The 24,297-nt window shown below is 43.8% G+C and carries 24 protein-coding genes; 21 read left to right on the top strand and 3 right to left on the bottom strand.

All coding sequences use genetic code 11. The features are described from left to right. The first annotated feature begins 43 nt into the window (after positions 1-43). Together ABE547_RS07610 and ABE547_RS07605 are read left to right on the top strand one after the other, a co-directional pair. On the top strand, positions 44-796 hold the full coding sequence (locus ABE547_RS07610; protein WP_347378213.1) for a peptidoglycan DD-metalloendopeptidase family protein: 753 nt from the start codon (positions 44-46) through the stop codon (positions 794-796). 128 nt (positions 797-924) lie between these two features. Next, positions 925-1,170, top strand: a complete 246-nt coding sequence (locus ABE547_RS07605; protein ID WP_347378212.1) for a GIY-YIG nuclease family protein — start codon at positions 925-927, stop codon at positions 1,168-1,170. Positions 1,171-1,239: 69 nt separating this feature from the next. Here the strand turns inward: ABE547_RS07605 and ABE547_RS07600 are convergent, their stop codons facing one another. Next, on the bottom strand, positions 1,240-1,902 hold the full coding sequence (locus tag ABE547_RS07600; protein WP_347378211.1) for a hemolysin III family protein: 663 nt from the start codon (positions 1,900-1,902) through the stop codon (positions 1,240-1,242). A 233-nt stretch (positions 1,903-2,135) separates the two neighbouring features. On the opposite strand from ABE547_RS07600, the gene ABE547_RS07595 reads away from it, so the two are divergent. The 3 genes from ABE547_RS07595 to ABE547_RS07585 all read left to right on the top strand — a co-directional run bounded on the left by ABE547_RS07595 (position 2,136) and on the right by ABE547_RS07585 (position 4,024). Further along, entirely contained in the window at positions 2,136-2,726 is a 591-nt protein-coding gene (locus ABE547_RS07595) for an ECF transporter S component (protein WP_347378210.1), read from the top strand. A gap of 223 nt (positions 2,727-2,949) precedes the next feature. Then, positions 2,950-3,417 (top strand): RNA polymerase sigma factor, encoded by a 468-nt coding sequence (locus ABE547_RS07590; protein WP_347378209.1) that lies wholly within the window; start codon positions 2,950-2,952, stop codon positions 3,415-3,417. A gap of 4 nt (positions 3,418-3,421) precedes the next feature. Further along, complete coding sequence (locus tag ABE547_RS07585) at positions 3,422-4,024, top strand: hypothetical protein (RefSeq protein ID WP_347378208.1); 603 nt, start codon at positions 3,422-3,424, stop codon at positions 4,022-4,024. A gap of 171 nt (positions 4,025-4,195) precedes the next feature. Here ABE547_RS07585 and ABE547_RS07580 read toward each other — a convergent pair whose 3' ends face one another. Beyond that, positions 4,196-4,885 (bottom strand): hypothetical protein, encoded by a 690-nt coding sequence (locus ABE547_RS07580; RefSeq protein WP_347378207.1) that lies wholly within the window; start codon positions 4,883-4,885, stop codon positions 4,196-4,198. A 198-nt stretch (positions 4,886-5,083) separates the two neighbouring features. Between ABE547_RS07580 and ABE547_RS07575 the strand changes: the two genes are divergently transcribed. From ABE547_RS07575 to ABE547_RS07540, 8 genes are all read left to right on the top strand, one after another. Then, positions 5,084-6,448 carry a Wadjet anti-phage system protein JetA family protein gene (locus ABE547_RS07575; protein WP_347378206.1) on the top strand — a complete coding sequence of 455 codons (1,365 nt, stop codon included), beginning with the start codon at positions 5,084-5,086 and terminating at the stop codon, positions 6,446-6,448. Between the two features lie 25 nt (positions 6,449-6,473). Next, a complete protein-coding gene (locus ABE547_RS07570) occupies positions 6,474-7,118 on the top strand; it encodes a DUF4194 domain-containing protein (RefSeq protein ID WP_347378205.1) in 645 nt (214 codons plus the stop codon). Next, on the top strand, positions 7,069-10,461 hold the full coding sequence (locus ABE547_RS07565) for an SbcC/MukB-like Walker B domain-containing protein (protein ID WP_347378204.1): 3,393 nt from the start codon (positions 7,069-7,071) through the stop codon (positions 10,459-10,461). Before ABE547_RS07570 ends, ABE547_RS07565 begins: the two co-directional genes overlap by 50 nt. Before the next feature lie 31 nt (positions 10,462-10,492). Next, positions 10,493-12,589: a molybdopterin-dependent oxidoreductase gene (locus ABE547_RS07560; protein ID WP_347378203.1), complete on the top strand. Its 2,097-nt coding sequence runs from the start codon at positions 10,493-10,495 to the stop codon at positions 12,587-12,589. A gap of 34 nt (positions 12,590-12,623) precedes the next feature. Continuing rightward, on the top strand, positions 12,624-13,424 hold the full coding sequence (locus tag ABE547_RS07555) for an MBL fold metallo-hydrolase (RefSeq protein WP_347378202.1): 801 nt from the start codon (positions 12,624-12,626) through the stop codon (positions 13,422-13,424). A gap of 251 nt (positions 13,425-13,675) precedes the next feature. Beyond that, positions 13,676-14,272: a TlpA disulfide reductase family protein gene (locus tag ABE547_RS07550; RefSeq protein ID WP_347378201.1), complete on the top strand. Its 597-nt coding sequence runs from the start codon at positions 13,676-13,678 to the stop codon at positions 14,270-14,272. Beyond that, positions 14,265-14,420, top strand: a complete 156-nt coding sequence (locus ABE547_RS07545) for a CD1871A family CXXC motif-containing protein (RefSeq protein WP_347378200.1) — start codon at positions 14,265-14,267, stop codon at positions 14,418-14,420. Before ABE547_RS07550 ends, ABE547_RS07545 begins: the two co-directional genes overlap by 8 nt. Positions 14,421-14,440: 20 nt before the next feature. Continuing rightward, positions 14,441-15,289 carry a 4Fe-4S binding protein gene (locus ABE547_RS07540; RefSeq protein ID WP_347378199.1) on the top strand — a complete coding sequence of 283 codons (849 nt, stop codon included), beginning with the start codon at positions 14,441-14,443 and terminating at the stop codon, positions 15,287-15,289. 89 nt (positions 15,290-15,378) lie between these two features. On the opposite strand, the gene ABE547_RS07535 is transcribed toward ABE547_RS07540, so the two are convergent. Then, the gene (locus ABE547_RS07535; protein WP_347378198.1) at positions 15,379-16,662 is read right to left on the bottom strand and encodes an aminotransferase class V-fold PLP-dependent enzyme; all 1,284 of its coding nucleotides are present in this window, start codon (positions 16,660-16,662) and stop codon (positions 15,379-15,381) included. A gap of 128 nt (positions 16,663-16,790) precedes the next feature. On the opposite strand from ABE547_RS07535, the gene ABE547_RS07530 reads away from it, so the two are divergent. The 8 genes from ABE547_RS07530 (at position 16,791) to ABE547_RS07495 (ending at position 24,261) form a co-directional block, all read left to right on the top strand. Beyond that, complete coding sequence (locus ABE547_RS07530; protein ID WP_347378197.1) at positions 16,791-17,699, top strand: LysR family transcriptional regulator; 909 nt, start codon at positions 16,791-16,793, stop codon at positions 17,697-17,699. 148 nt (positions 17,700-17,847) lie between these two features. Continuing rightward, the gene (gene pxpB, locus ABE547_RS07525; protein ID WP_347378196.1) at positions 17,848-18,576 is read left to right on the top strand and encodes a 5-oxoprolinase subunit PxpB; all 729 of its coding nucleotides are present in this window, start codon (positions 17,848-17,850) and stop codon (positions 18,574-18,576) included. Further along, positions 18,576-19,526 (top strand): biotin-dependent carboxyltransferase family protein, encoded by a 951-nt coding sequence (locus tag ABE547_RS07520; RefSeq protein WP_347378195.1) that lies wholly within the window; start codon positions 18,576-18,578, stop codon positions 19,524-19,526. The genes pxpB and ABE547_RS07520 overlap by 1 nt, the downstream gene beginning before the upstream one ends. Before the next feature lie 64 nt (positions 19,527-19,590). Further along, positions 19,591-20,550: a D-2-hydroxyacid dehydrogenase gene (locus ABE547_RS07515; RefSeq protein ID WP_347378194.1), complete on the top strand. Its 960-nt coding sequence runs from the start codon at positions 19,591-19,593 to the stop codon at positions 20,548-20,550. A 40-nt stretch (positions 20,551-20,590) separates the two neighbouring features. After that, positions 20,591-21,346, top strand: coding sequence for a 5-oxoprolinase subunit PxpA (locus ABE547_RS07510; protein ID WP_347378193.1), 756 nt, complete (start codon positions 20,591-20,593; stop codon positions 21,344-21,346). A 126-nt stretch (positions 21,347-21,472) separates the two neighbouring features. Continuing rightward, positions 21,473-22,114 (top strand): cation:dicarboxylase symporter family transporter, encoded by a 642-nt coding sequence (locus ABE547_RS07505; protein WP_347378192.1) that lies wholly within the window; start codon positions 21,473-21,475, stop codon positions 22,112-22,114. Further along, positions 22,098-22,835 (top strand): cation:dicarboxylase symporter family transporter, encoded by a 738-nt coding sequence (locus ABE547_RS07500; protein WP_347378191.1) that lies wholly within the window; start codon positions 22,098-22,100, stop codon positions 22,833-22,835. The genes ABE547_RS07505 and ABE547_RS07500 overlap by 17 nt, the downstream gene beginning before the upstream one ends. Before the next feature lie 34 nt (positions 22,836-22,869). Further along, positions 22,870-24,261: a sodium:alanine symporter family protein gene (locus ABE547_RS07495; RefSeq protein ID WP_347378190.1), complete on the top strand. Its 1,392-nt coding sequence runs from the start codon at positions 22,870-22,872 to the stop codon at positions 24,259-24,261. The last annotated feature ends 36 nt before the right edge of the window (positions 24,262-24,297 follow it).

Here is a 24,297-nt window from a genome sequence, read left to right as displayed (position 1 = left end):
TGCATCACTATCTGGCAAAAATAGAGTCAGAGGTGGTGATAACATGAAAGAAAAGAAAAGTCCCTCACAGAAAAAAAGAGGTGCTACCGTCGCGGCAGTATTATGTTTTGTAGCAGCAATCGCAATAGTTGGAACATATACATTCAATGATTACAGAAAAACACAGCAGGATGAACTTGCCAGGGCGGAAGAAACGAATGATACAGAAGATAAAGCACAGGAGGAACCTTCACAGGAAGCCAATAACCTGGCTGTTAAAGAAGAAGAAAAAACGACACAGACAGATACCGAAGAAAAAGATGACAGCGATGGCGCCGAAGGAGCAGACGGAGTCGGCGGAAGTGGGATTCAGACAACTGCAGGGAGCGGCCATAATATTAATTTTAATGAAAGCAGCCAGCTATTGTGGCCGGTAGACGGAACTGTCATTATGAGCTATAGCATGGACAAGACGGTGTACTTTTCAACACTGGACCAGTATAAGTATAATCCGGCGATGATCATATCCGGAGCAGAAGGAGATCAGGTAATCTCAGCTGCACCGGGAATCGTAAAATCCATAGACGTGACCGCACAGACCGGCACAACAGTAAATGTTGATCTGGGAAACGGATATGAACTGTTCTATGGGCAGCTGAAAGAAGTGCCGGTAAAAGTGGGAGATTATGTAGAAGCCAAGACGATACTGGGGTACGTGAGTCAGCCGACCAAATACTATAGTGTAGAAGGATGTAACGTATATTTCGAAATGCGAAAAGATGGACAGCCGGTCAATCCGGTGGAGTATATGGAATGATAAACGGGACGGAGGATTTTTAAAAATCCTCCGTCCCGTTTATAAAATCCCCCGTCCCTCTTTAAAAAAAGAGAGAATGAATTTATAATGGGGATTAAGTGGATAACTTATGTGGAGAGGATTAGATCATGAATTACACATACATTTTAAAATGTCAGGACGGGAGTTTTTATACTGGATGGACGAATGATCTTGAGAAAAGGATACAGGCGCACAATGCGGGAAAAGGTGCGAAATATACGAAGAATCGGAGACCGGTGAAGCTGATATACTGGGAAGAATATGAGACAAAAAGCGAGGCAATGAAACGTGAATATGCAATTAAGCATATGAGCCGGCAAGAGAAGGAAAAACTGGTGAAAACGTGTGGATAACTCGGCACTTTAGCGCAGTAAAAAAGGGACGGGGAATTTTTAAAAATTCCCCGTCCCTTTTTTATCTCTTTAAAGTACGAAAGCGTACATTACAACGAAATGGCAAGCGCTTCCTGCCATTACGAAGAGATGAAAGATCTCGTGGCTTCCGAAGTATTTGTGTCTGCTGTTAAAGATAGGCAGCTTCAGTGCGTAGATGACTCCGCCGACTGTATAGATGATCCCGCCGGCAAGGAGCCAACCGAAAGCAGCCGGTGACAGAGTATTCAAAAGCTGCGTGAATGCCAGTACGCAGGTCCATCCCATGCCGATGTAGAGCACCGATGAGATCCACTTTGGACAGTACACCCAGAATGCCTTGATGAGAATGCCTGCTATGGCAAATGTCCACACGATCGTAAGAAGTATGATTCCGGTTCTGCCTTTTAAAACCAGCAGGCAGATCGGAGTGTAACTTCCTGCTATGAGGACACTGATCATCATATGATCTATCTTTTTGAGAATTGTGTTTACTTTTTTTGATCTGTCAAATGTATGATAGGTTGTGCTGGCAGCATATAACAGGATCAGGCTTGCTGCATAGATTGCTATCGAGATGATATATATCCTGCTGGGTTCGTGTGCTGCTTTTATCAGAAGTGGAACTGCTGCAAATATAGCCATCAGCATTCCTATGAAATGTGTAATTGCGCTTCCTGGATCTTTGATGTGTTCTGATAAATTTTCTGCCATAATAATACGCCTCCTAAATACTATGATTACAACATGTAGTTTTCAAAACCATATCATCTATACACGTATATTATACCCGGAAGAGGAAAAAAGCAAGCAGATAATTGAATTTTATGTTTTTTTCTTTGGAAATAGAACTGGACTGGTTAAAATATAAATAATTGGCTGTTTTTGTAAATCCAAAAGAATGGTAAGATTAGGAACGGTTAATGTAAGAACAGGAGGAAGAGAGAATGAGTACAAATGCGGTAAAATCAGGTAATATTGCAACGGATGGGCATGTGAAGGCCATGGTGATCACAGCTTTTTTTGCGGCAATTACATTTTTGGGAATTCAGTCTTTTAGGATTCCGCTTCCGGCGGCAATCGGAACACCATTCGTACATTTTGGTCATATTTTTGTAGTAATGGGTGTTCTGCTTCAGGGAGGAAAGCGCGGTGCAGTATCCGGAACATTAGGACTGATTATATTTGATATCCTGAATGGATATATGCAGGACGTTCCGCAGGTATTTATTGAGACGGTTGTAAAATGTCTGATCGTGGGAGCTGTTTTCATGATCCTGAAGAGAAAGGCGCAGCAAGATCAGAAAAAGGAGTACGGCTATGCGGTTATCTGTGCAGTAATATATGGATGTATGAACGTTGTGATTGAACTGACGATGGGAACGATCCGGATGATGCTTCTTGGCAGCGGACTTGCAGCAGCGTTTGCCGGTTCACTGGCTTCCATTCCGGCAACTGTGATCAATGCAGTATTTATGATCATTGCGATTGCAGTACTCTATCAGCCGGTAAAGAGAATCTATAATAGAATTGCTTAATGAAAACCATAGTAAAAATACTCGGCTGGAATTGCAGGATATTGACTGTACGATATGAAGGGTATTGTGTTTCATGATCCATAAAAAGGTGTCGCTTTCCGATCTGATTTGATGATATTTAGATTGGAAAGCGACACCTTTTCTAAATTCTTCTAAAATCTTTTGAAAGGAATCGGGGATCTTGCGCATATTATTAATGTAAGGCCTTAAGGAGTGAACATATATGTCGAAAGAAGAATTTGTAACCTTTGCAGAAAAGTACACGGATACCATATATCGAGTAGCGTATAGCTGGACAAAGAATTCCGATGACGCAAATGATGTGACGCAGGACGTTTTAATACAACTGTACAAAACTACCAAGGAATTTGAATCAGATTCCCATTTGAAAAATTGGTTAATCAGAGTCACTGTCAATCAATGCAAAATGCTATTCCGATCCCCATGGAATAAGATGGAGGATATTGAAGAATATGCAAATACTCTTGGATTTGAAGAGGAAAGTCATCTGGACCTGTTCCGGGCGGTGATGAATCTGGACAAAAAATACAGAGTACCCATACTGTTATTCTATTATGAAGGATATTCCACAGCAGAGATAGCATCGATACTAAGAATACCGGAAAAAACGGTCAGTACGAGACTGTTTCGTGCAAAGGCGAAATTAAAAGATTATCTGAAGGAGGAGTAAGAAAATGACAGATAAAGAAAAAATCCAGAGAGTTTTTGATAAACTGCATGCTTCTCCGGACGTATTAACGGAGGTGTTGAATATGACAACGAATGAGAAGAGTGTTCCGATTAGAAAGAAACGCTTGATTCCTAAAGTAGCGGTAGCGATAGCAGCATTCGTGCTTGTGGTTGGATCCGGTAGTGCAGCATATGCTATGGACGTTGGTGGCATCCAGAGAATCGTGCAGGTATGGATCCACGGGGATCAGACAGATGCCACATTTACTGTCGAAAATGGCAGCTATACACTTGATTATAAGGATGCGGATGGCAATGACGTTCATCAAAGCGGTGGCGGTGTTGCATATGAGAACGGTACAGAAAGACCATTAACGGATGAGGAGTTACTGGAAGAACTAAGCATGCCGGATGTTGAATACAAAGAAGATGGAACCGTATGGGTTTACTATCTGGACCAGAAAATGGAAATTACAGATAAATTTGAAAATGATATCTGTTATGTGAAGCTAAAGGCTGATGGGAAAACACAGTATATAACTGTTAAGTATCAAGGTGGTTTTGCTACAAGTCCTCATGGCTATGTTCAGCCGTCAGAGTTTTATTAAATAGCGCAAAGATTGAGCGTATGGACAGATGATCCATACGCTCTTTTTGTATCAGCGACGAGCCAAAGTCCAAGCTTGCTTGAGACCTTGGCGACCGTTTACAATCTCAGAACGTGCCCTTGGGCACTTCTGATGATTGGCTTTTTAGAAAAAGTAATGAAAAATTGATTGTTATTTTGTTTTCTTATCCGAACCCTTGTCTTTTGGGCGATTCCAGATATACAGGGCAACCAGAATTCCGATCGTGTACAGAATGCTGACCAGGATGGTAGGGTTGTCCTTTAAAAAGTAGATTACAAGAACGACTGCAAGCAATGAAACGGTCAGCAGGAATGCAGTCCAGATCCTCTTTTCACGGACTTCTTTGGCTTTTTGAAGAAGCTCCTGTCTCTGCTGCTCCAGCCGCAGGTATTCCATCAGATCTTCATCGCTGATTCGGGAGAGAATCAGTTCGTCACGTGACATCTCAGCCTTTCGGTGGGAACGGAAATGGAAGAAGCGGTGTGGTTTCTTTCCATCTCCGGCTTCGCTATAATCTTCCTCTTCAAACAGATCTTCTTCGTCCGGAGAAAGTGTACTTTCACCGGCAGAAGCGTTATCCTTTCCTGCGTGTTCCTCTTCAGGCATATTCTGCGGTTTGGCTGGAAGCGCTGCCTCGCAGGTCTCTGACGGGGTGTGAACTTCAGATTCGCTGCTCTCTGTCGGAGCAGGGGCCTCGCTGAGATCTGTTTCGACAGAGGATGCAGTCTCGTCGGTATTGTTTATGGTTTCGGACGCCGGATACAGTAAGACGTTGGATCCGGCTGTCGCTGATTCTATTTGTTCAGTTGTACTGTTTATTTTGTTTGCTTTTTCAGACATAGAAATCCCTCCGGACATTTTTTATTATCATAACAGTTCTCAGGAGAAAATACAAGAAATCTGGAAAATGAGGCTTAAAAATGCTAAAATATGATAGCGGCGTCAGCCTGACCGCTGGAAGGCCGTCAGTAACAACAAGTGGAGAAACAAGTCAGTCATCAGGTCAATAAAATAACCAATAGATTACAGGAGAAATATATGCATCTGCAACATGAAATCCCGGAGGGGTTCTGGGGGCTTTTCCGGTCCATAAACCGGGATATATATATCGAAGCACTTTTGAGTATTAACGAAGAATATCAATACAGCAACTATTTTCTGACGAAAGAAGTGTGCATTCAGGTCTTAAGTGATATGAATGCGAGGAAAAGATTTGAGCTTCAGAGGGAAGAAAGTGATACAGAATACGATATGCTGGAGACACCGGCATCCCGGATTCTAAACTGGCTTTTAAAGACAGGGTGGCTGAAGAAGATAGAGGATTACCGGACGCTGGTGACCCATATCGTGATTCCGGATTATGCGGCAATATTTATCGACGCATTTGAACGTCTGAATTCGGAAGATATGGAGGAGACGAATATCTATATTCAGAATGTGTACGCAACTCTGTTTTCATTTCGAAATGACCCAAGGGCAAATCTGAGTATGCTTCGGACGGCGCTTGTTAATACCAGAAAGCTGAACAAGGCGCTTCAGGATATGCTTCACAATATGGACCGCTTTTTTTCGAAGCTGCTGGAACAGAAGTTTTACGGTGATCTTCTGAGGGAACATCTGGATGGCTACGTCGAAGAGGTAGTCAGGAAAAAGTACCATATTCTGAAGACATCGGACAATTTTTACAGATACAAAAATGATATCAAGCAATGTCTGAAAGAGATCCGCGACGATGAGATGTGGATTGAAAAGGTGCGTGCAAGATCAAGAACGATGGGAGATACAGGGGATGATGTGCTGGATCTTCTGGATCTGATCGAGAGGGGATTTGACGACATTGAACATCGGATCGCAAATATGGACAGTGAGCATACGAAGTATGTAAGAGCGACGGTAACGAGGATGAATTATCTTCTGAGCGGAGAGACTGATACAAAGGGACTGGTGGTACAGCTTCTGAACCGGATGGCGGCATCTCCTGAAAAAGCAGACGACATGATCCGGACAGTCGGAACGAGGATGAATCTGTCATTGCTTGAGATTGTATCGGATAAATCACTATATAAACGGAAAAAACCAAGAAAAGATTTTATCAGTCAGATGCTTCCGGATGAAAAGACGGAGGATCTGGACAGAGAAGACGTGCTGAAACTGAATCGGATTCAGGTTCGTTATACGAAAAAGCAGATTGAGGAGTTTATCGAAGCTCATATGCAGGACGAAGTCATGGACGCAGCAAAGCTTGAGATTAGTGGGGAAGAGGACTTTGAAAAACTGATTCTGGCATATGACTACAGCACCCGTAAGAACAGTCGTTACATGCTGCTGGAAGAGGAACCTGAGATGGTGGAGAACGGTGGCTATCGGTATCCGGCCTTAAAGTTTGTAAGAAGAAGTCTGTAGAAAACCGGCAGAAGGAGGAAAAGCTATGATAGAGTATTACGAACAGCTTTCACAGGAAGAAAAAGAGGAGATTACGGAGGTTGTACAGACCCTGTACCGACAGACATTTCTTCTGGAACGAAAGTTTGATAAACGATCCGGAAGAATGCAGTATACAAAAGAATACCGGATCTGCAGCAAGCATCTGGAGTTCCTGAAATACTATTTTACGATTGCAGGGATTCAGTTAAAGGAAAATGTGCATATGGGTGTCATCTATATTCAGGGAGAGATGCTGTGGGGAGAAAAGCTGCCGCGTCTTGCAACCATATATCTGCTGGTGCTGAAGTTGATCTATGACGAGCAGATGCAGGCGGTATCTTCCAGCAGTCATGTAGTTACTACTCTGGGAGCGATCAATCAGAAAGCAGGAGAGTTCCGTGTGCTGCGGGGGATTCCATCTCCGACAGAGATGCGCCGGACCATTGCGCTTCTGAAAAAATACCAGATTATAGAGCCGCTGGATATACTGGAAGAGTTAAATGAGGAAACAAGACTTGTAATCTATCCGTGTATCCATGCAGTGCTGATGGCAGATGACATCAGAGAGCTGCTGGCAACATTCAGTGAGGAGGAACAAAATGGAGACGAAACAGCCGTTCAAAGCGCTATCGAAGATATGTCTGAATAACTGGCATTATATAGACAAGAAGATACTGACGCTGAATGAAGGAATCAACTTTTTTACCGGACATTCCGGGAGCGGAAAGTCGACGGTCATCGATGCGATCCAGATCGTACTGTATGCCAATACCGACGGAAGAGGATTCTTCAACAAGGCAGCGGCAGATGATTCAGACCGTACACTGATCGAGTACCTGCGCGGTATGGTCAATATCAGTGACAATAATGAAGCACAGTATCTGCGAAATCATAACTTTTCCAGTACGATCGTACTGGAACTGGAGCAGACCAATACGAAGGATAAGCAGTGTGTCGGAGTCGTATTTGATGTGGAAACGGCAACGAATGATATCAGCAGACTGTTCTTCTGGCATACAGGAGGGCTTCTTGAGAATCAGTACCGGACACAGTCAAGGTGTCTTACGACGATGGAACTGCGGGAATATCTTCAGCGGACATTTTCTCCGGAACAGTACTACTGCGGACCAAGCAATGAACGGTTCCGCAGACAATTATACGACATTTACCTGGGCGGACTGGATATGGAGAAATTTCCGAAGCTGTTCAAACGTGCGATATCATTTCGAATGAATATCAAGCTGGAGGAATTTGTAAAAGAATATATCTGTATGGAACAGGATATTCATATTGAAGACCTGCAGGAAAGTGTGATGCAGTATGGGCGGATGCGCGGCAAGATCGAGGAGACACTGGAGGAGATCCGAAGACTCCGGCAGATTCAGGAAGTGTATCAGGCCTATGAGGAAAAGCATGAGGAAGCACAGATGTGTACATACCAGATCGACCGTCTGGAGATGATGCAGCAGGAGGGAAAGAGTCGGGAATGTCGTGATAAGATTCAGGTCCGCCGGGAAGCCATCAAAGAACTGGAGGGGCAGCAGAATGTACTGGAACAGGAGCAGAAAGAACTGCAGAAAGAATATGAAGAGATCATTCTTCGGATCGCAGACAGCGGCTATTCCCGCATGGAGGCAGATCTTACTGCATTAAATGAGGTTCTGGAACGCCTGAATGCAGGAAAAGTACGCTGGATGCAGACGGCAAAGCGCCTGAAGGAATGGACACTTCAGGACATTACTCCGAATCAGGTTCTCTGGGATATTGAGAAATTTGCAGAAGGGAAGATATCCGAAGAAGAACTGCAGCGTCTGTCGGAAGGTCTTGGGGATATACAGGAAGAACTGGAAGAACAGAGACAGGAGACGGATGCAGATCTTCGTCGGATTAAAAAAGAAGAAAAAGAAGCCAGAGAGGAATTGAAGGCGTTAAGGCAGGGAAAGAAGGCATATCCGCGGGAACTGGAAGAGGCAAGATATGAACTTCGCAACCGACTGCATGAAAGATGCGGAAAGTTTGTGAACGTCCAGATCCTTGCAGACCTTCTGGATATCCGGGATGAACGCTGGCACAATGCGGTTGAGGGATACATGGGAAGCAACAAGCTGCTTTTGATCGTGGATCCGGCTTACGCAAAGGAAGCGCTGGACATCTATCGCGGTATGGACAGAAAGAAGTATTCGCGTGCAGCGGTGCTGGACACGGAAAAGCTTATGAAGGAGCCGCATACCGCCCAGGCAGGGTCGCTTGCGGAGGAAGTAACGGCAAAAGAGCCGTATGTGCGGGCTTATATTGATTTCTTCCTGGGAAATGTAAAAAAATGCGAGAGTGTGGAGGAACTTCGGGACTGCAGAATCGGTGTCACACCAGACTGCATGCTGTATCACAGTTATCGCCTCCAGCATATCAATCCGGAGCATTATACCAGAAGGGCCTATATCGGAGAGACGAGTATGCGTCAGCGGATTCGCAAGCTGGAAGAACGTTGTGAGAAGCTTCAGGAAGAACGCCTTCCGCTCCAGGAGACCCTGGAAGAGATCCGAAAGACTATGCAGCTTGAGATGCTGAATCAGCCGACGGAAGACTACATGCGCTGGCTGGCGGACATGAAGGCTATCTCGGGAAAAGAGCGGAAAAAAGCACAGATGGCCGAACAGATGCAGAAGCTGAAAGAAGAGACGGTCGATGCATGGGAGGGCAGAAAGCTTGAGGTGCAGCATGCACAGGATTCCAGAAAAGAGCAGCTTGGCAGGATACAGGAGACAATCTGGGAGAATAAAAAAGAGATTGAAAAGCTTCAGGAAGAGCTTCTTGTGGCAGAGACAGCGCTGAAAGAGGGCAGACAGAAGGTCAATAGCCGGATGTTCTGCGAAGACGGAGAGCGCCCATCGGATTATGAGATGGAATTTCAGGATTATCTCTCCGGAAGAAAGTCTGTGAATTATGATTATCTGAAGCGACAGAAAATAGCAGAAAGTTATAGGCTGAGAGAGGAGGAGGAGACCGCGTATCAGAAGCTGGTAGAAGAACGCAGCGGATATATACGCAGTTATCCGAACCGGATCTTCTCTGCTTCCTCCAGAGAGAATACAGCCTACGATCAGCTGTTAGACGAACTGCAGTGCGATAATCTTGAGGCTTACCGGGAGTCCGCAAAAGAGCAGGCGCGGCAGGCAGTGGAACATTTTAAGGACGACTTTATCTTTAAGATCCGCAGTGCGATCCTGGAAGCATATCAGAGGCGGGATGAACTGAACCGCATCATCAGCCGGCTGGACTTCGGAAAAGACAAGTATCAGTTTGTGATCACAAAAAATAAAGGTGTAGACGGAAAATATTACAAAATGTTCATGGATGATGCACTGCAGATTCAGCCGTCGATGCTGGAAGATACGATGGAGAATCAGATGGATCTCTTTACGATGGAGCATGAGAATCAGTACGGTGAGATGATGAATGAACTGATCAACATCTTTATCCCACCGGAGCATGCGACCAAGGAAGAATTGGACGAGGCGAAAAAGAACATGGACAAATATGCGGATTACCGGACTTACCTGTCCTTTGATATGCAGCAGATCGTGCATGGGGAAAAAGACATGACCATAGGCTTAAGCCGGATGATCAAGAAGAATTCCGGAGGAGAGGGACAGAATCCGTTATACGTAGCACTGCTGGCTAGCTTTGCACAGATCTACCGGATCAGTCAGTCTCCGAAGATGCGGCGGATGCCGACACTGAGGCTGGTGGTTCTGGACGAGGCATTCTCCAAGATGGATGCGGAAAAGGTGGCAAGCTGCATCTCTTTGATCCGGGGACTTGGATTCCAGGCGATCATCAGTGCGACCAATGATAAGATACAGAACTATCTGGAAAATGTAGACAAGACATTTGTATATGCCAATCCGAATAAAAAGCATATATCTATTCAGGAATTTGAGAAACAGGAATTTGGAGAACTGGACAATGCAGGTGAATCGGAGCTTTTATAGACAGTTTTTTTATGGATAAGGAGGGATATTTGTGATAACTAAGGGAACTTGTGGTATGTGTCAGGGTGGCTGTCAGGTGCTCATGACAATCGAGGATGGAAAGCTTGTGAAGATTGAGCCGGATCGTGAATCTCCGGTGGGAAGGTTATGCGTTCGGGGAGCGCTGGCGCCGAAATTGTTATATGGAAAAGAAAGAATTGCGAGACCGATGATCCGTACCGGGGAGCGCGGGGAAGGTAAGTTCCGTGAAGTGTCCTGGGAGGAAGCATTTGAGCATGCGGCACATTTGCTGCGGGAGACAGCAAATGAGTATGGTGGCAGATCGCTTGCTTCGTATTATGGAAGAGGGGTTCTGGGAACACCGGTAACGCGTATGAGTGTCAGCACAAAAAATCAGAAATCATTTCTGAAGAGGCTAGGATCTCCGAATGACATGAACTGTGGATCCATCTGCAATACGGCATCCAGCACGATCACTCCGATTACGACGCTTGGGATAGGAACGAGGCAGATGATCCAGGAAGTGGAGGAGAGTGATTATATCATTTCCTGGGGAAAAAACTCTACGACGGATGATGGGCCGCAGATGATGCTGAAACGGATCAAAGAGGCAAAAAAGCGTGGTGCAAAGCTGATCGTGATAGACCCAAGACAGACCGGGCTTGGAGAGATCGCGGACTGGTGGCTTCCGGTGACGCCGGGAGCGGACGGAGCACTGGCGCTTGCAATGTTAAAGCATATAATTAAAAGTAATCAATACGATCATGAGTTTGTTGAAACATATACGAAAGGATTTGACGAATTCTGTGCATATCTGGATACGCTGGAAATGGAGCAGCTGTCTGCATGGTGCGGTATTTCCGAAGAAGACATTCGGAAATTAGCGGACATATTCTGTTCCACAACGCGGATTTCCTTGGTGGCCTATACCGGGCTTGAATATCAGTTGAGCGCAATTCAGAACAACCGCGCAATCTATGTGTTATGGGCAATCACCGGTAAACTGGATGCACCGGGAAGCATCTACCTGAATGCAAGGAATATGCCGACGGTTCCGTTAAAGGATATGCCGGAGGAAGAAGAGATGCCGATTGGTGCCAGGGAATATCCGATTTTTTATAAATTTGCCGGAAATGGACAATTTTCCTGTGTTCCGGAAGCGGTGCTGAACGACCGTCCATATCCGGTGCGCGGGCTGCTTGTGATTGGCGGTTCTCCGGCCTTATCATTTCCGGACAGCAAAGTATGGCGCGCGGCCTATCAGAAGATGAAATGTATGATTGTCATAGACCGTTATCTGACAGAAGATGCCCGTTATGCAGATGTGGTCTTTCCGGCATGTACCCTCTTCGAATGCCCGAAAGCAGTGCCGGGACCGGAAGGAGTGCGGATACAGGAACCGGTAATTCATCCGGTAGGGGAGGCAAAAAATGACGTTTTGATCATTGCCGGGATAGCGAAAAAACTGGGGATTGCAGAAGGATATCCCCAGAATGAAGAAGAGCTTCGCACCTGGCTTGTGCAGGGAACGGCACCGTGTGCAGGTGATTTTCGTACGAATGCAGGAAAAGTGGAAAAACATTATTATAAGTATAAAACCGGTGAACTCAGAGCGGATGGAAAGCCGGGATTCCCGACACCATCCGGAAAACTGGAGATCTGTTCCACCTATCTTGCAGAAAATGGATATACACCATATCCGGAATACAGGGATATCCGTTCAATCGAAGAAATGAATCAGCCGGAATATCCGTTTACCATGACCTCCGGCGCAAGAAGCAATCACCGGATGGGAGTATTCGGAGCAAATATTCCTGAGATAGCAGCAATCGAGCCTTATCCACTGGCAGATCTGAATCCAGAAGATGCAAAAGAGCTTGGAATCTCAGAAGGGGAGATGGTAAGAGTCAGTACCCCGTTTGGAAGTGGAACATACAAGGCAAGAATCTGTGGGATGGCACGACATGCAATTCACATCCCACATGGCGGCGGAAGTTCGTATATGACCGAGCCATGGAAGGAAGGAAATGTAAATGATCTCTGCAGTCTGAAATATGCCGATCCGATCTCCGGATTTGTGCTGAGCAAGTCAGTACCATGCAGGGTGGAAAAAGGCTTAGATAATTAAGTGAGTAATTACGATAGAGTATGGAGGCAAGATTATGAAGTTGACAATATTGGGTACGGGTAACGCAGCGGTTTCGGAGTGTTATAATACATGTTTTGCAATCTCGGAAGGAAATCAGCATTTCCTTGTTGATGCAGGCGGCGGCAACCGGATCCTGAAGGTTTTAAAGGATACAGGTATTGATCTGAAGGATATTCATGATATTTTTGTGACCCATGAACATGTGGATCATGTGCTGGGGGTTATCTGGCTGATCCGAATGATCGGACAGCGGATGAACCAGGGAAAATACGAAGGGGAGCTGCGTATTTATTGTCACGAGCAGCTTGCGGAGAAGATTCAGGCGATTGCCAATATGACGATTCAGCAGAAGGTGTGCAGGCATATGGGCGAGAGGATTCGATTTGATGTGGTGAAAAGCGGAGATTGCCGCATGGTCCTAGGGTGTCCGGTGACATTTTTTGATATCGCATCTACAAAGGCAAAGCAGTTCGGATTTACCATGCAGCTTTTGGATGGAAGAAAGTTTACCTGCGTGGGTGATGAGCCGTATAATGAGGTGAATTACGAATATGTAAAAGACAGCGACTGGCTGCTTCATGAGGCATTCTGTCTGTTTGATGAAGCAGATAAGTTCAAGCCTTATGAGAAGCATCACAGTACGGTAAAGGAAGCATGTCAGCTGGCGGAAGAACTGAAAGTTACGAATCTCCTTCTGTATCATACAGAGGAAACCCATCTGGCAGAACGTAAACGGTTATACACGGAGGAAGGAAAACGATACTATCATGGCAATCTGTATGTGCCGGATGATCTGGAAATATTTGAAATATAAACGAATGCCCATGGATAAAAATGTTTCTGTGGAAAAGAAAAGTCCCGAATGATCGGGACTTGATACTCTCGCAGCAGTATTTGATGCATATAACGAAGGAATTGCAAAATAAATCCGGCTGTGTTATAAAGGAGTTGTTACCTGGTAACAGCTCCTTTTTGTAACTACATGTATGAAGAAGGCCGCTTACGTTGGATGCCGCAGGAAGTTATAGATGGAGTATAGGAAAAGTTAAGGAGAAAATATCTGAAATGAATAGGAAAAAAGTAGCTTTTTGTTTATTGATTGCTGCAATGTGTATGACACTTAGTGCCTGCAGTTCGAAGGAAACAGATGATACAGAGGAATTGAAAGAAGTGCAGACTGTGACAGATTCGACGGAAGAGGAGACGAAGGAGAGTACCTCTTCCGGGTTCCCGAAAGCAATGCCGGAATTTTCCACGATCGATCTACAGGGGAATGTTGCTGCAAATAATGTGTTTTCACAGGCAGATCTGACGGTTGTAAACTTCTGGGCAACTTATTGCAGCCCATGTATCAGTGAATTACCGGAGCTGGGGGAATGGGCAGAAGAGATGCCGGACAATGTTCAGATCATAGGCATTGTTGTGGATGTGGAGTCAGAAGAGTCGGATCAATATGCGTTAGCATGTCAGCTTGCAGAGCAGACCGGTGCGGGATATCAGAATCTGGTGGCAGCCGGAGAATTTGATGATATCATCTATGAGCTGATCGGCGTTCCGACAACAATTTTTGTAGATAAGGAAGGCAATATCGTCGGAGATCCGATTGTTGGAGCTGATGTAGATGGATATAAAGCATTTGTTGAGGAGTATATGAATGAATAAAAACAGGAGACAGATCTTCCGGGTCATGCAGATATTTATTCTGGTGGCAGCGTTTGGAATGCTTGCATATGGAATATACCGGGGAGAAGTCTCCATGGTTCTGAATAAAGCAGTCAATATCTGCCTGGAATGTATCGGATTGGGATAAGATCAGTTAGAGGTAAATGGATGAAAATACGTCAGGAAGTAAGAAGAAAAATAATTCAGATTGCAGCGTTTGGTTATTCAAACACTTATCTTGGTAATTTTATCAATGGCCGGATATACAAAGGGGAGTGGAAGCAGTTCTGTAATCCGGGAATGAACTGTTATTCTTGCCCGGCTGCGCGTCTGTCCTGTCCGATCGGTGCGATGCAGGCAGTGAGCGGATCGATACAGTTTCGGTTCAGCTTTTATGTAATGGGATTTGTGCTGGCGCTCGGTGTGATATTCGGAAGAGCTGTTTGTGGATTCGTATGCCCGTTTGGCCTGATTCAGGAATTGCTCTATAAGATGCCATTTCCTAAGAAAAAACTGTGGAAGGGATTTACTTACGTGAAATACCTGATGCTTCTGGTATTTGTACTGGTGCTTCCGGTTGTAAATACAAATATAGTGGGGATGGGAGAACCTGCTTTCTGTGAATATATCTGTCCGGTAGGGACGCTGGAAGGCGGGATTCCGCTTCTTGGAACACATCCGGAATTACGCAGTATGCTGGGGACATTATTTTCATTTAAAATGTGCATATTGATTGTAACGTTGATCGGGTGTCTGATGGTCTGTCGGTTTTTCTGTAAAGTGATGTGCCCTCTGGGGGCAATCTATGGGTTGCTGAATAAAATCAGCCTGTATCATATGGAAATCGACAAAGAGCGGTGCATTTCCTGCGGGATGTGCAGCGCAAACTGTCCAATGGATGTGGATCCGGTAAAACATCCGGATTCCGCGGAATGCATCCGCTGCGGAAAATGCACGGAAACATGTCCGAAGCAGGCGCTGAGTCTGAAGTTTCGGTGTCGTATAAAAAGTCAATGATTCAAACAGAAAAAGAATCGGCTTATGCCGATTCTTTTTCTGGGGAATTTCTTTGAGAGGAATTAATATGGAGACAGTATAATCTGAGATTATACGCTTTCAGCAATTTCTTTGGTGATACGAAGGAATCGATCAATATCGTCTGTTCCGTGACAATGGAGAGGAGATACACGGAGAGCGCCTTCAAGTCCAAGAGATTCTACGATTCTCTGAGAATACGGACTGCTCTTGAGACGTTCAAAGATAGTTACACCATGCTCTAAATATTTCTGAGAGCACTCTGCATATTCAATGCCTTTAATACCCATTGCAACGATCAGGTCTTTATATGTCAGATCTTCCATATCCACATATACTTCTACATTTTTGATATGACGAAGTCCCGGTACTTCATTGGTTCCTTCCAGCATACGATAGAGAAGCGCACGTTCCTGAAGGTGGATCCGATGCATTCCTTCTACGTATAAAGCACGTCTGTCTGTACTGTCGCTGAAATGCTTTCCAATCTCACATACATAATCAATGACAGCCATCATAGCGGCAAAGTTTCCCGGTGTAGGGGTTCCAAGCGCCCATACATTTGCTGGTTTGTGAGTCAGTTTGCGGTGAGACATAACTGCAACCCGGTCAGATACATATGCGAATCCGCATCCACGTACACCGAAGAATTTATAAGGTGCAAAGTTTGCCACGTCTACGCCCCAGTCTTCTACATCAATAACAGCATGAGGTGCATGCTGTACAGCATCGCTTACAATATAAATATCTGGATTGATCTCTTTTGCGCGGCGGGCAATTTCTTTGATATCCATGATATTTCCGGAAATATTTGATGCAGCCATAATACTTAACAGTACGGTATCCTTGTCTACATATTTCATGACTTCATCCGGGTCAATTCCACCGGTTGTCTTGTTGGCAGGAACGACACGGAATTCACGTCCTGTCTTTTCACAGTAATATTCTACGGCATCATGAGCAGATGGATGTTCCAGTGAAGAGGTAACTGCGTTCTTTCCCCATCCGGCACCTTCCATAATTGTGCCCACTGCATGGAACATCGTCTGAGAAGCAGATAACTCCGTGATCAAAGCACCACTTTTGGCTCCGAATACGATCTCCAGGATTTCTTTTGTTCCGTCACTTACGTAGTGTGATAATTCATATCCTCTTCCACGTACACGTTCCGGGCAGTCTGGAAATTCTTCTACGGCAGCTTTTACTTCTACTGCTTTTTTTAATCTCAGAGAACCTCCGGAGTTTTCAAAAAAGAGACGGGAACCATATTTCGGATCGTCGTCCGCATAACAAAATTGTTCTTTTAAACTTCTCTGATATTCATCAGAAAATAATAATCCATTTTTCGTATCCATAATGCATCCTCCTTGTTTGGACGTTTTTTCTTTTCTTCTTGGTTTTTATCATAGCACGAAGAAATAGAATTGAGAAATGAATAATTTTGTTGTATAATATTAAAAAAATTTATATTTGGAGGAGAAAGATGAATTTATCGGAAATAGAAACATTTTTAATGATTGTGAAAACAAAAAATATTACAAAGACAGCGGAAAATCTGTTTTTGTCACAGCCAACGGTCAGTCACAGACTGAAATCTCTGGAAGAAGAACTGGGGGTAAAACTTCTTACCAGAAAAAAAGGATATAAACAGATTGAACTGACGATGCAGGGAGAGGAATTCATTCCGATTGCAGAACGATGGATCTCTGTGTGGCAGGAAATGCAGGCATTAAAGGACAACAGGCAGAAACTGTATCTGACGATTGGGTGTACGGATACTCTGAACAGTGCCATGATGTATGACTTATATAGAAGTATGCTGGATGAAGAAGAACAGATTATGAATCTGAAAGTCAAGACACATTATTCGTCAGAAATCTATCAATATCTGGAGAATCATGATATTGATCTTGGATTTGTGCATCATCATCTTCATTTTAAAAATACGGTTGCGAATCCAATTCTGGAGGAGAAGATGTATATTATTCAATCAGAAAATGCAGCGGTTCAAAGAGAATTTATCCATACCGATGAATTGGATTTAAGTCGAGAAATATTTCTCAGCTGGGAGGCAGATTATCAGATTTGGCATGATCAGTGGGTAACAAAGGGAGTGCGCCCTCGTTTTCAGGTTGATACATTTGAATTATTATTTCACCTGCTTTCCAAGGAAAATATGTGGGCGATTGCACCGATTACCGTTGCAGAGAGGATTCAGAAGCTGCGGCCGGTAACGGTCAGTGAGATTGCCAATAAGACAAAACCTCCAAAGCGTATTACCTATATGATTAAACATAAATATCCGAATGAAGCAACGCTTCGTTCAGTCCAGGTGTTTGAAGAACGTCTGGAGGCTTATTTGCGGGATAAAGACTGGGGATATCTGGGTTAATAATAAAAAAAGTTAATATATTATAGCAAAATAATTTATTTTATTTAATAAAAACCTTGTGTTATACTTTAGTCAATCAATCAAAGATATCACAGAAAAAATTAGTAAATGTTCACAAAAACCTTTGAACATGAAAGGAGGACGTCTGATGGAGGCAAAATTCTTACTTGTCGGAGATGCGGCGATCTCGGTTCAGATGGGAGATGAGATCAGCCTGGAAGTCAATCAGCTGGTGAGAATGCTTTATCAGGAATTGACCAGGAATCCGATTGAAGGAGTTACAGAAATGGTCCCAACCTATGTATCATTGATGATCCATTACAGACCGGATGTAATCAGATATGAGGAGTTAAAGGCAAGAATACAGGTGCAGATGCAGCATATGGAAAATGTTGAGGGACAGTCGGGAACTGTCAAAGAGGTTCCGATCTGCTACGGCGGAGAATTTGGACCGGATCTTGAGGATTGTGCAGCGTTTGAAAACATTTCCACACAGGAACTGATCCGGATGCATTCAGAACATGAATATCTTGCATACATGTTGGGATTTGCTCCGGGACATGCATATATGTCAAGATTCGAAGAGCCGTTTCATTTCAAGAGAAGAGAATCTCCAAGAGTACATATTCCCGGGCGATCCATCGTGGCACAGTTATACCAGTCCAATTTAATCCCTTTTGATCAGCCTTGCGGATGGAATATTCTGGGTATGACGCCTCTTACAATATGTGACTATTCAAAAGAAGATCCATTTCTTGTGAGAGCCGGAGAGTGGGTAAAATTTATTCCGATTACAAAAAGAGAATATGAACTTATCCGAAAAGATGTTGAAAGAGGAACTTATCGGTTGAAAACGTATGAAAAGGTGGTGAAATAATGGGGATTGTAGTAGAAAATCCAGGGGTACAGACCACCGTACAGGATGAAGGACGATTCGGTTATCAGCAGTTCGGTGTATCACCGGCAGGTCCTATGGATACACAATCGTTTTACCTGGCAAATATTCTGGTAGGGAATAAACGAAGCGAAGGGGGTCTTGAGATGACGTTCTCCGGGGCCACAATTCGGTTTGAAAAAGATAATGTGATTGCCATCACAGGTGCGGATATGTCTCCGACGATCAATAAAGAACCCGTGCCGATGTATCAGGCAGTATTGATTCATGCAGGTGACACACTTTCTTTTGGGTTTGTGAATGGAAGTGGATGCCGGACATATGTGGCGTTTGCCGGAGGACTGGACATTCCGCTTGTTATGGGAAGTAAATCTACATTAATGAGAAATAAACTGGGTGGTGTCCATGGAAGGAAGCTGGAAAAAGGGGATGTTATAGGTTTTTTGGATCCAAAGAGTGAGCTCGCGAATATGGAGATTCGAAAGCTTGTGCCAGAGACATTTCCCAAAAAGGAATTGACCCTGCGGGTAGTGATCGGACCACAGGACGGTGAATTTTCAGAAAGAGAATTACGAAAATTCTTCTGGTATGGTGCAGAAATCACGAATGAATTTGATCGTATGGGTTGCAGATTGAAACGCGATGAGCCATTAAAACATAAAGGAGACGGCAACATTATTACGGACGGAATTGCATTTGGTTCTATTCAGGTGCCGTCAAACGGTCAGCCGATCATCATGTTGGCGGACAGACAGAGTACCGGAGGATATGCGAAGATCGGAACCGTAATCTCGGTAGATCTTCCGAAGCTCGCACAGAGCGTTCCGGGGTACAGGGTCAGATTTATCCGGGTCAGCATTGATGTGGCACAAAAACTGTACATACGCAGACGCAGGCAGTTGGAAGCGTTGGAACAAAGATTTGGAAATTAACAGGAAGAATAAAACAAGAAAATGTCATGAAATAAAAAGAATATTTAAAATGGAGGAAATGAACATGAAAATCGTAGTATTAGATGGTTACACCTTAAATCCCGGAGATATCAGCTGGGAAGGAATGGAAGCATATGGTGATGTGACGGTATATGATCGTACAAAGGCAGAAGATGTTGTGGAACGTATCGGGGATGCAGAGGTAGTATACACCAACAAAACTCCGATTACAAAAGAAACTCTGGATGCATGTCCGAGTGTGAAATTTATCGGCGTTCTGGCAACGGGATATAATATCGTTGACATTGAAGCAGCCAAAGAAAAAGGAATTCCGGTATCCAATATTCCTACTTACGGAACAGCTGCTGTATCACAGTTCGCGATTGCACTGCTTTTGGAACTTTGCCATCATATCGGAGCACATTCTGATGCGGTAAAAGCCGGAGAATGGACCAATAATGCTGACTGGTGTTTCTGGAAATATCCATTGGTAGAGCTTGCAGGAAAAACCATGGGTATCATCGGTTTTGGACGAATCGGTCAAGATACCGGACGAATCGCACAGGCGCTTGGTATGAAGGTTCTTGCGTATGATTCATTCAGAAAACCGGAGCTGGAAAGTGAGACCTGTCACTATGCAGATCTGGATACACTGCTTGCAGAGTCCGATGTAATCTCACTGCATTGTCCGTTATTCCCATCTACGGAAGGAATTATCAACAAAGATTCTATTGCTAAGATGAAAGATGGTGTCATGATCATCAATGATTCCAGAGGGCCGTTGATTGTGGAACAGGATCTGAGAGATGCACTGGACAGTGGCAAGGTTGCAGGAGCCGCACTGGATGTGGTATCAACAGAGCCAATTCAGATGGATAATCCATTGATCGGAGCAAAAAATGTAATTCTGACACCGCACATTGCATGGGCACCGAAAGAATCCCGCCAAAGACTGATGGATATTGCGGTTGATAATCTGAAAGCTTATGTGGATGGAGCCGTACAGAACGTAGTAAATAAATAAAACCCTTTGTTTTTGGGGGAACAGAAAGGAGAACACAAACATGTACAGTGTTGACTTGAACAGCGATATGGGTGAAAGCTTTGGCGCATACAGACTTGGTGGAGATGAAGACATCATTCAGTATGTGACAACAGCGAATGTGGCGTGTGGATGGCATGCCGGTGATCCGATGGTTATGGATAAAGTTGTACGCATGGCAAAAGAACGGGGAGTTATGGTAGGAGCACATCCTGGATATCCGGATCTTATGGGATTTGGAAGAAGAAAGATGGTGTTGACTCCGGCAGAAGTCAAGAATTATGTGAAATATCAGATTGGTGCTTTAGCAGCATTTGCCCAGAGCTATGGAATGAAGCTTCAGCATGTGGCTCCTCATGGAGCAATGGGAAATCAGTGCCAGTATGATGAAGAAATATCAACTGCAATCGTTGAAGCGGTAAAGGAATTTGATAAAGATCTGATGATCTATTATTGTGCAGGTGCTGTTCTTGGAGAAATCGCAGAAAGTCAGGGACTTCGGACTGCATGTGAGATATTCGCAGACCGTGCTTACATGGATGATCTTTCACTTGTTCCAAGAAAGATGGAAGGTTCCATGATTACGGATGAAGATGTAGCGATTGCAAGATGTGTACGCATGATTAAAGAAGGCAAGGTAACATCTATAAACGGAAAAGAACTTGATATTAAAGGCGATACACTTTGCGTACATGGTGACGGACCAAAAGCGCTGGCATTTGTGAAAAAGATTCGTGATACTTTTGAAAAAGAAGGAATCGCAATCAGGCATCTATAGGGAAATAAGGCAGGAGCATCGGGACAAATCAATGAATAATAAATGGGTCGAATCAGTGGTTTTGATTTGTTCCGGTGCTCTTTTTAGCCTTTTTTTAATAAGTGAACGATAAAGGAGAAAAGGGAAATGAGTAAAGAAGCTACAAAAAAACAACCAATGACTGTAGTAAAAAAGATGATGATTGCTCTGGTTGGAGGTCTTATAGTCGGAATAGCATTCCTGATGCTGAGAGAACATCTGATGTCTTCCGGAAATGAGGCGGCATGGGCATGGATCAATAAGATTCTGTTTCAGGATATTACAGTAGAAGAAGGTGTGGGAGCTGTCGGTATTTTCTATATAGTCGGACAGATTTTTATGAGAGGACTTCAGCTCGCAATTGTACCATTGGTACTTGTGTCTTTAAGTCTCGCAATGTGCAGCATCTCTAATTCCACAAAACTTGGACGTATCGCAGGCCGTACACTTGCAGGATTCTTCGGATTTTATGTATGTGGAGCATTTCTTGGATGTGTAGTAGCATATGCAGTTAAGAGTCTCGGATTTTTCAATGTTACACTGCCCAGTGAAGCAGTTACGGAAGCCGCAACCATTGATGCATTTAACCCACTTGCAGTAATTGTAAATGCTGTTCCTTCCAATATCACCGGAGCGTTCAGCACGAATAACAGTATTCTTGCAGTTGTAGTTGTTGCGATTATCATCGGGCTTTGTACTTTGTATGAATCAGCTTGGGGAAAAAGCAGATCCATTGAAAAAAGTATTTGAAAGTGCCAACGAAGTGATTCAGATGTATCTGACATTCCTGATCAATAAAGTAGGCCCGGTTGCAATTTTCTGCCTGATTTCCAGAACATTTGCAATCTACGGTGTAGAGTATCTGGTACCGGCAGCAGCATATGTAGTATCTGCAATGCTGACCCTGTTTGCCCTTGTTGTAACTCTGTATCCGTTGGGAATCTGGATTACAACCAAACAGAATCCAATTAAGTTTTTAAAGAAGATTGCAAAAGTGGGAGTATTTGGATTCTCAACAAACTCTTCTGCAGCATGCCTGCCGTTAAATACAAGAACCTGTATTGATGAACTTGGATGTAGCGAAGAAGTAACAAGTTTTGTTCTTCCGACAGGTATGACGATCAATATGAATGGTACAACCGTTATGCATATGTTTGCGGTAACATTTATCGCTACTTGTGCTGGTTTTGATGTAACACCTGCAAATATGGCAGTTATGGCATTCCTGTCAATTTGTGCTGCTGCCGGAACACCTGCAATTCCGATTGCCGGAACGACAATGATCTTTACGGTATTATCTGGTATGGGATGGACGACAGATCTGTGTATGATTGGTTATGCGCTTGTAGTTGCAATTAACCGTCCGGTTGAAATGGCATTGCTTCCGTTGAACGTAATCGGAGATGCCGCAGTAAATGTAATTGTAAATGCAAAAGAAAAAGAGTTGGATGTTGAAAAATACAATAATTAGGCTAGACGCGTAATATACTGGGAGGAAGAATACAATGGACACATTTATGGTACTGCTGGAAAAAATCCAGACATTTATCTGGGGACCGCCGACATTAATACTTCTTATGGGAACCGGCTTATATTTTACATTTAAATTAAAGGGAATTCAGCTTTTTAAATTCCCGAAAGCATTAAAAAGTATTTTTGAAAAAGAAGAAGGTGCAGGGGACGTCTCTCCATTTGCAACTTTATGCACAACATTGGCGGCAGATATCGGAACTGGCAGTATCGTAGGTGTGGCAACGGCACTCCGGATAGGAGGGCCGGGGGCTATGTTCTGGATGTGGATGTCAGCATTGCTTGGAATGACAACAAAATACGCAGAAGCACTTCTTGCAGTTAAATTCCGTGTAAAAGATGAAAATGGCGAGATTGCAGGAGGCCCGATGTACTATATTCAGAATGGTATGGGGGAAAAATTCCGCTGGCTTGCAAAGTTGTTTGCATTTTTCGGAGTTGTAACAGCACTTCTGGGATGTGGAACATTTCCGCAGGTAAATGCAATTACGGAATCTGTAAGTACGTCTTTTCACATCCCTGTAATCGTGATAGGAATTGTTGTTACAGTATTAACCGCAGTTGTTACATTGGGAGGAATTAAATCTATATCAAAAGTTGCTCAGTTTGTCGTTCCGTTTATGGCAATTTTCTTCATTGGAGGATCCTTTGTGATTCTTGCATGGAATTACAAAGCGCTGCCAGCAGCATTTGCAGAGATCTTTTCCTGCGCATTTTCCAAAGAGTCTGCAATTGGAGGAGCGACGGGAACTGCAATAATCTCATTCATGACAGCAATGCGTACCGGAGTTGCAAGAGGCGTATACACAAATGAGGCAGGTCTTGGCAGTTCTCCAATCGTAGCGGCAGCTGCTAAGACAGATTCCTGCGTAAAACAGGGACTAATCTCCATGACCAGCGTATTTTTCACAACAATTGTAACCTGTTCTATGACAGGTTTGGTCATAATCTCAAGTGGGCTTCTGGAGCAATCAACTTTAAGTGGAAGTGTACTGGTAACACAGGCATATAATTCCGGACTTCCATTCAATATCGGTATGTATATGGTAGCAGTCGGAATCATCTTCTTCTCGTTTACCACTATTCTTGGATGGAATTACTATGGAGAACGATGCATTCTGTATCTGACCGGAAGTACAAAAAGTATCAAATTATTCAAGGTGGTATACATAGCTGCAATTGCAGCGGCACCATTCCTGACACTGGAACCAATATGGCTGATGGCAGACATTACAAACGCATTAATGATTATTCCAAATCTGATTGCATTACTCGGACTTCGAAAAGTTGTTGTAGAAGAGACAAAAAAATACTTCGACCGGGAAGAAAGAACAAAAGTAAACGTATCAAGAACAGTAACACAGTAACGTGGAAAAGAGGGGACGGGGGATTTTTAAAAATTC

Origin of the sequence: Dorea sp. YH-dor226, assembly GCF_039832105.1 — a bacterium.
In the GTDB taxonomy this organism is placed as follows: Bacteria; Bacillota; Clostridia; order Lachnospirales; family Lachnospiraceae; genus Dorea_A.
Note: the sequence above shows the minus strand (reverse complement) of the source record. Positions and strands in the feature narration are given on the sequence as shown.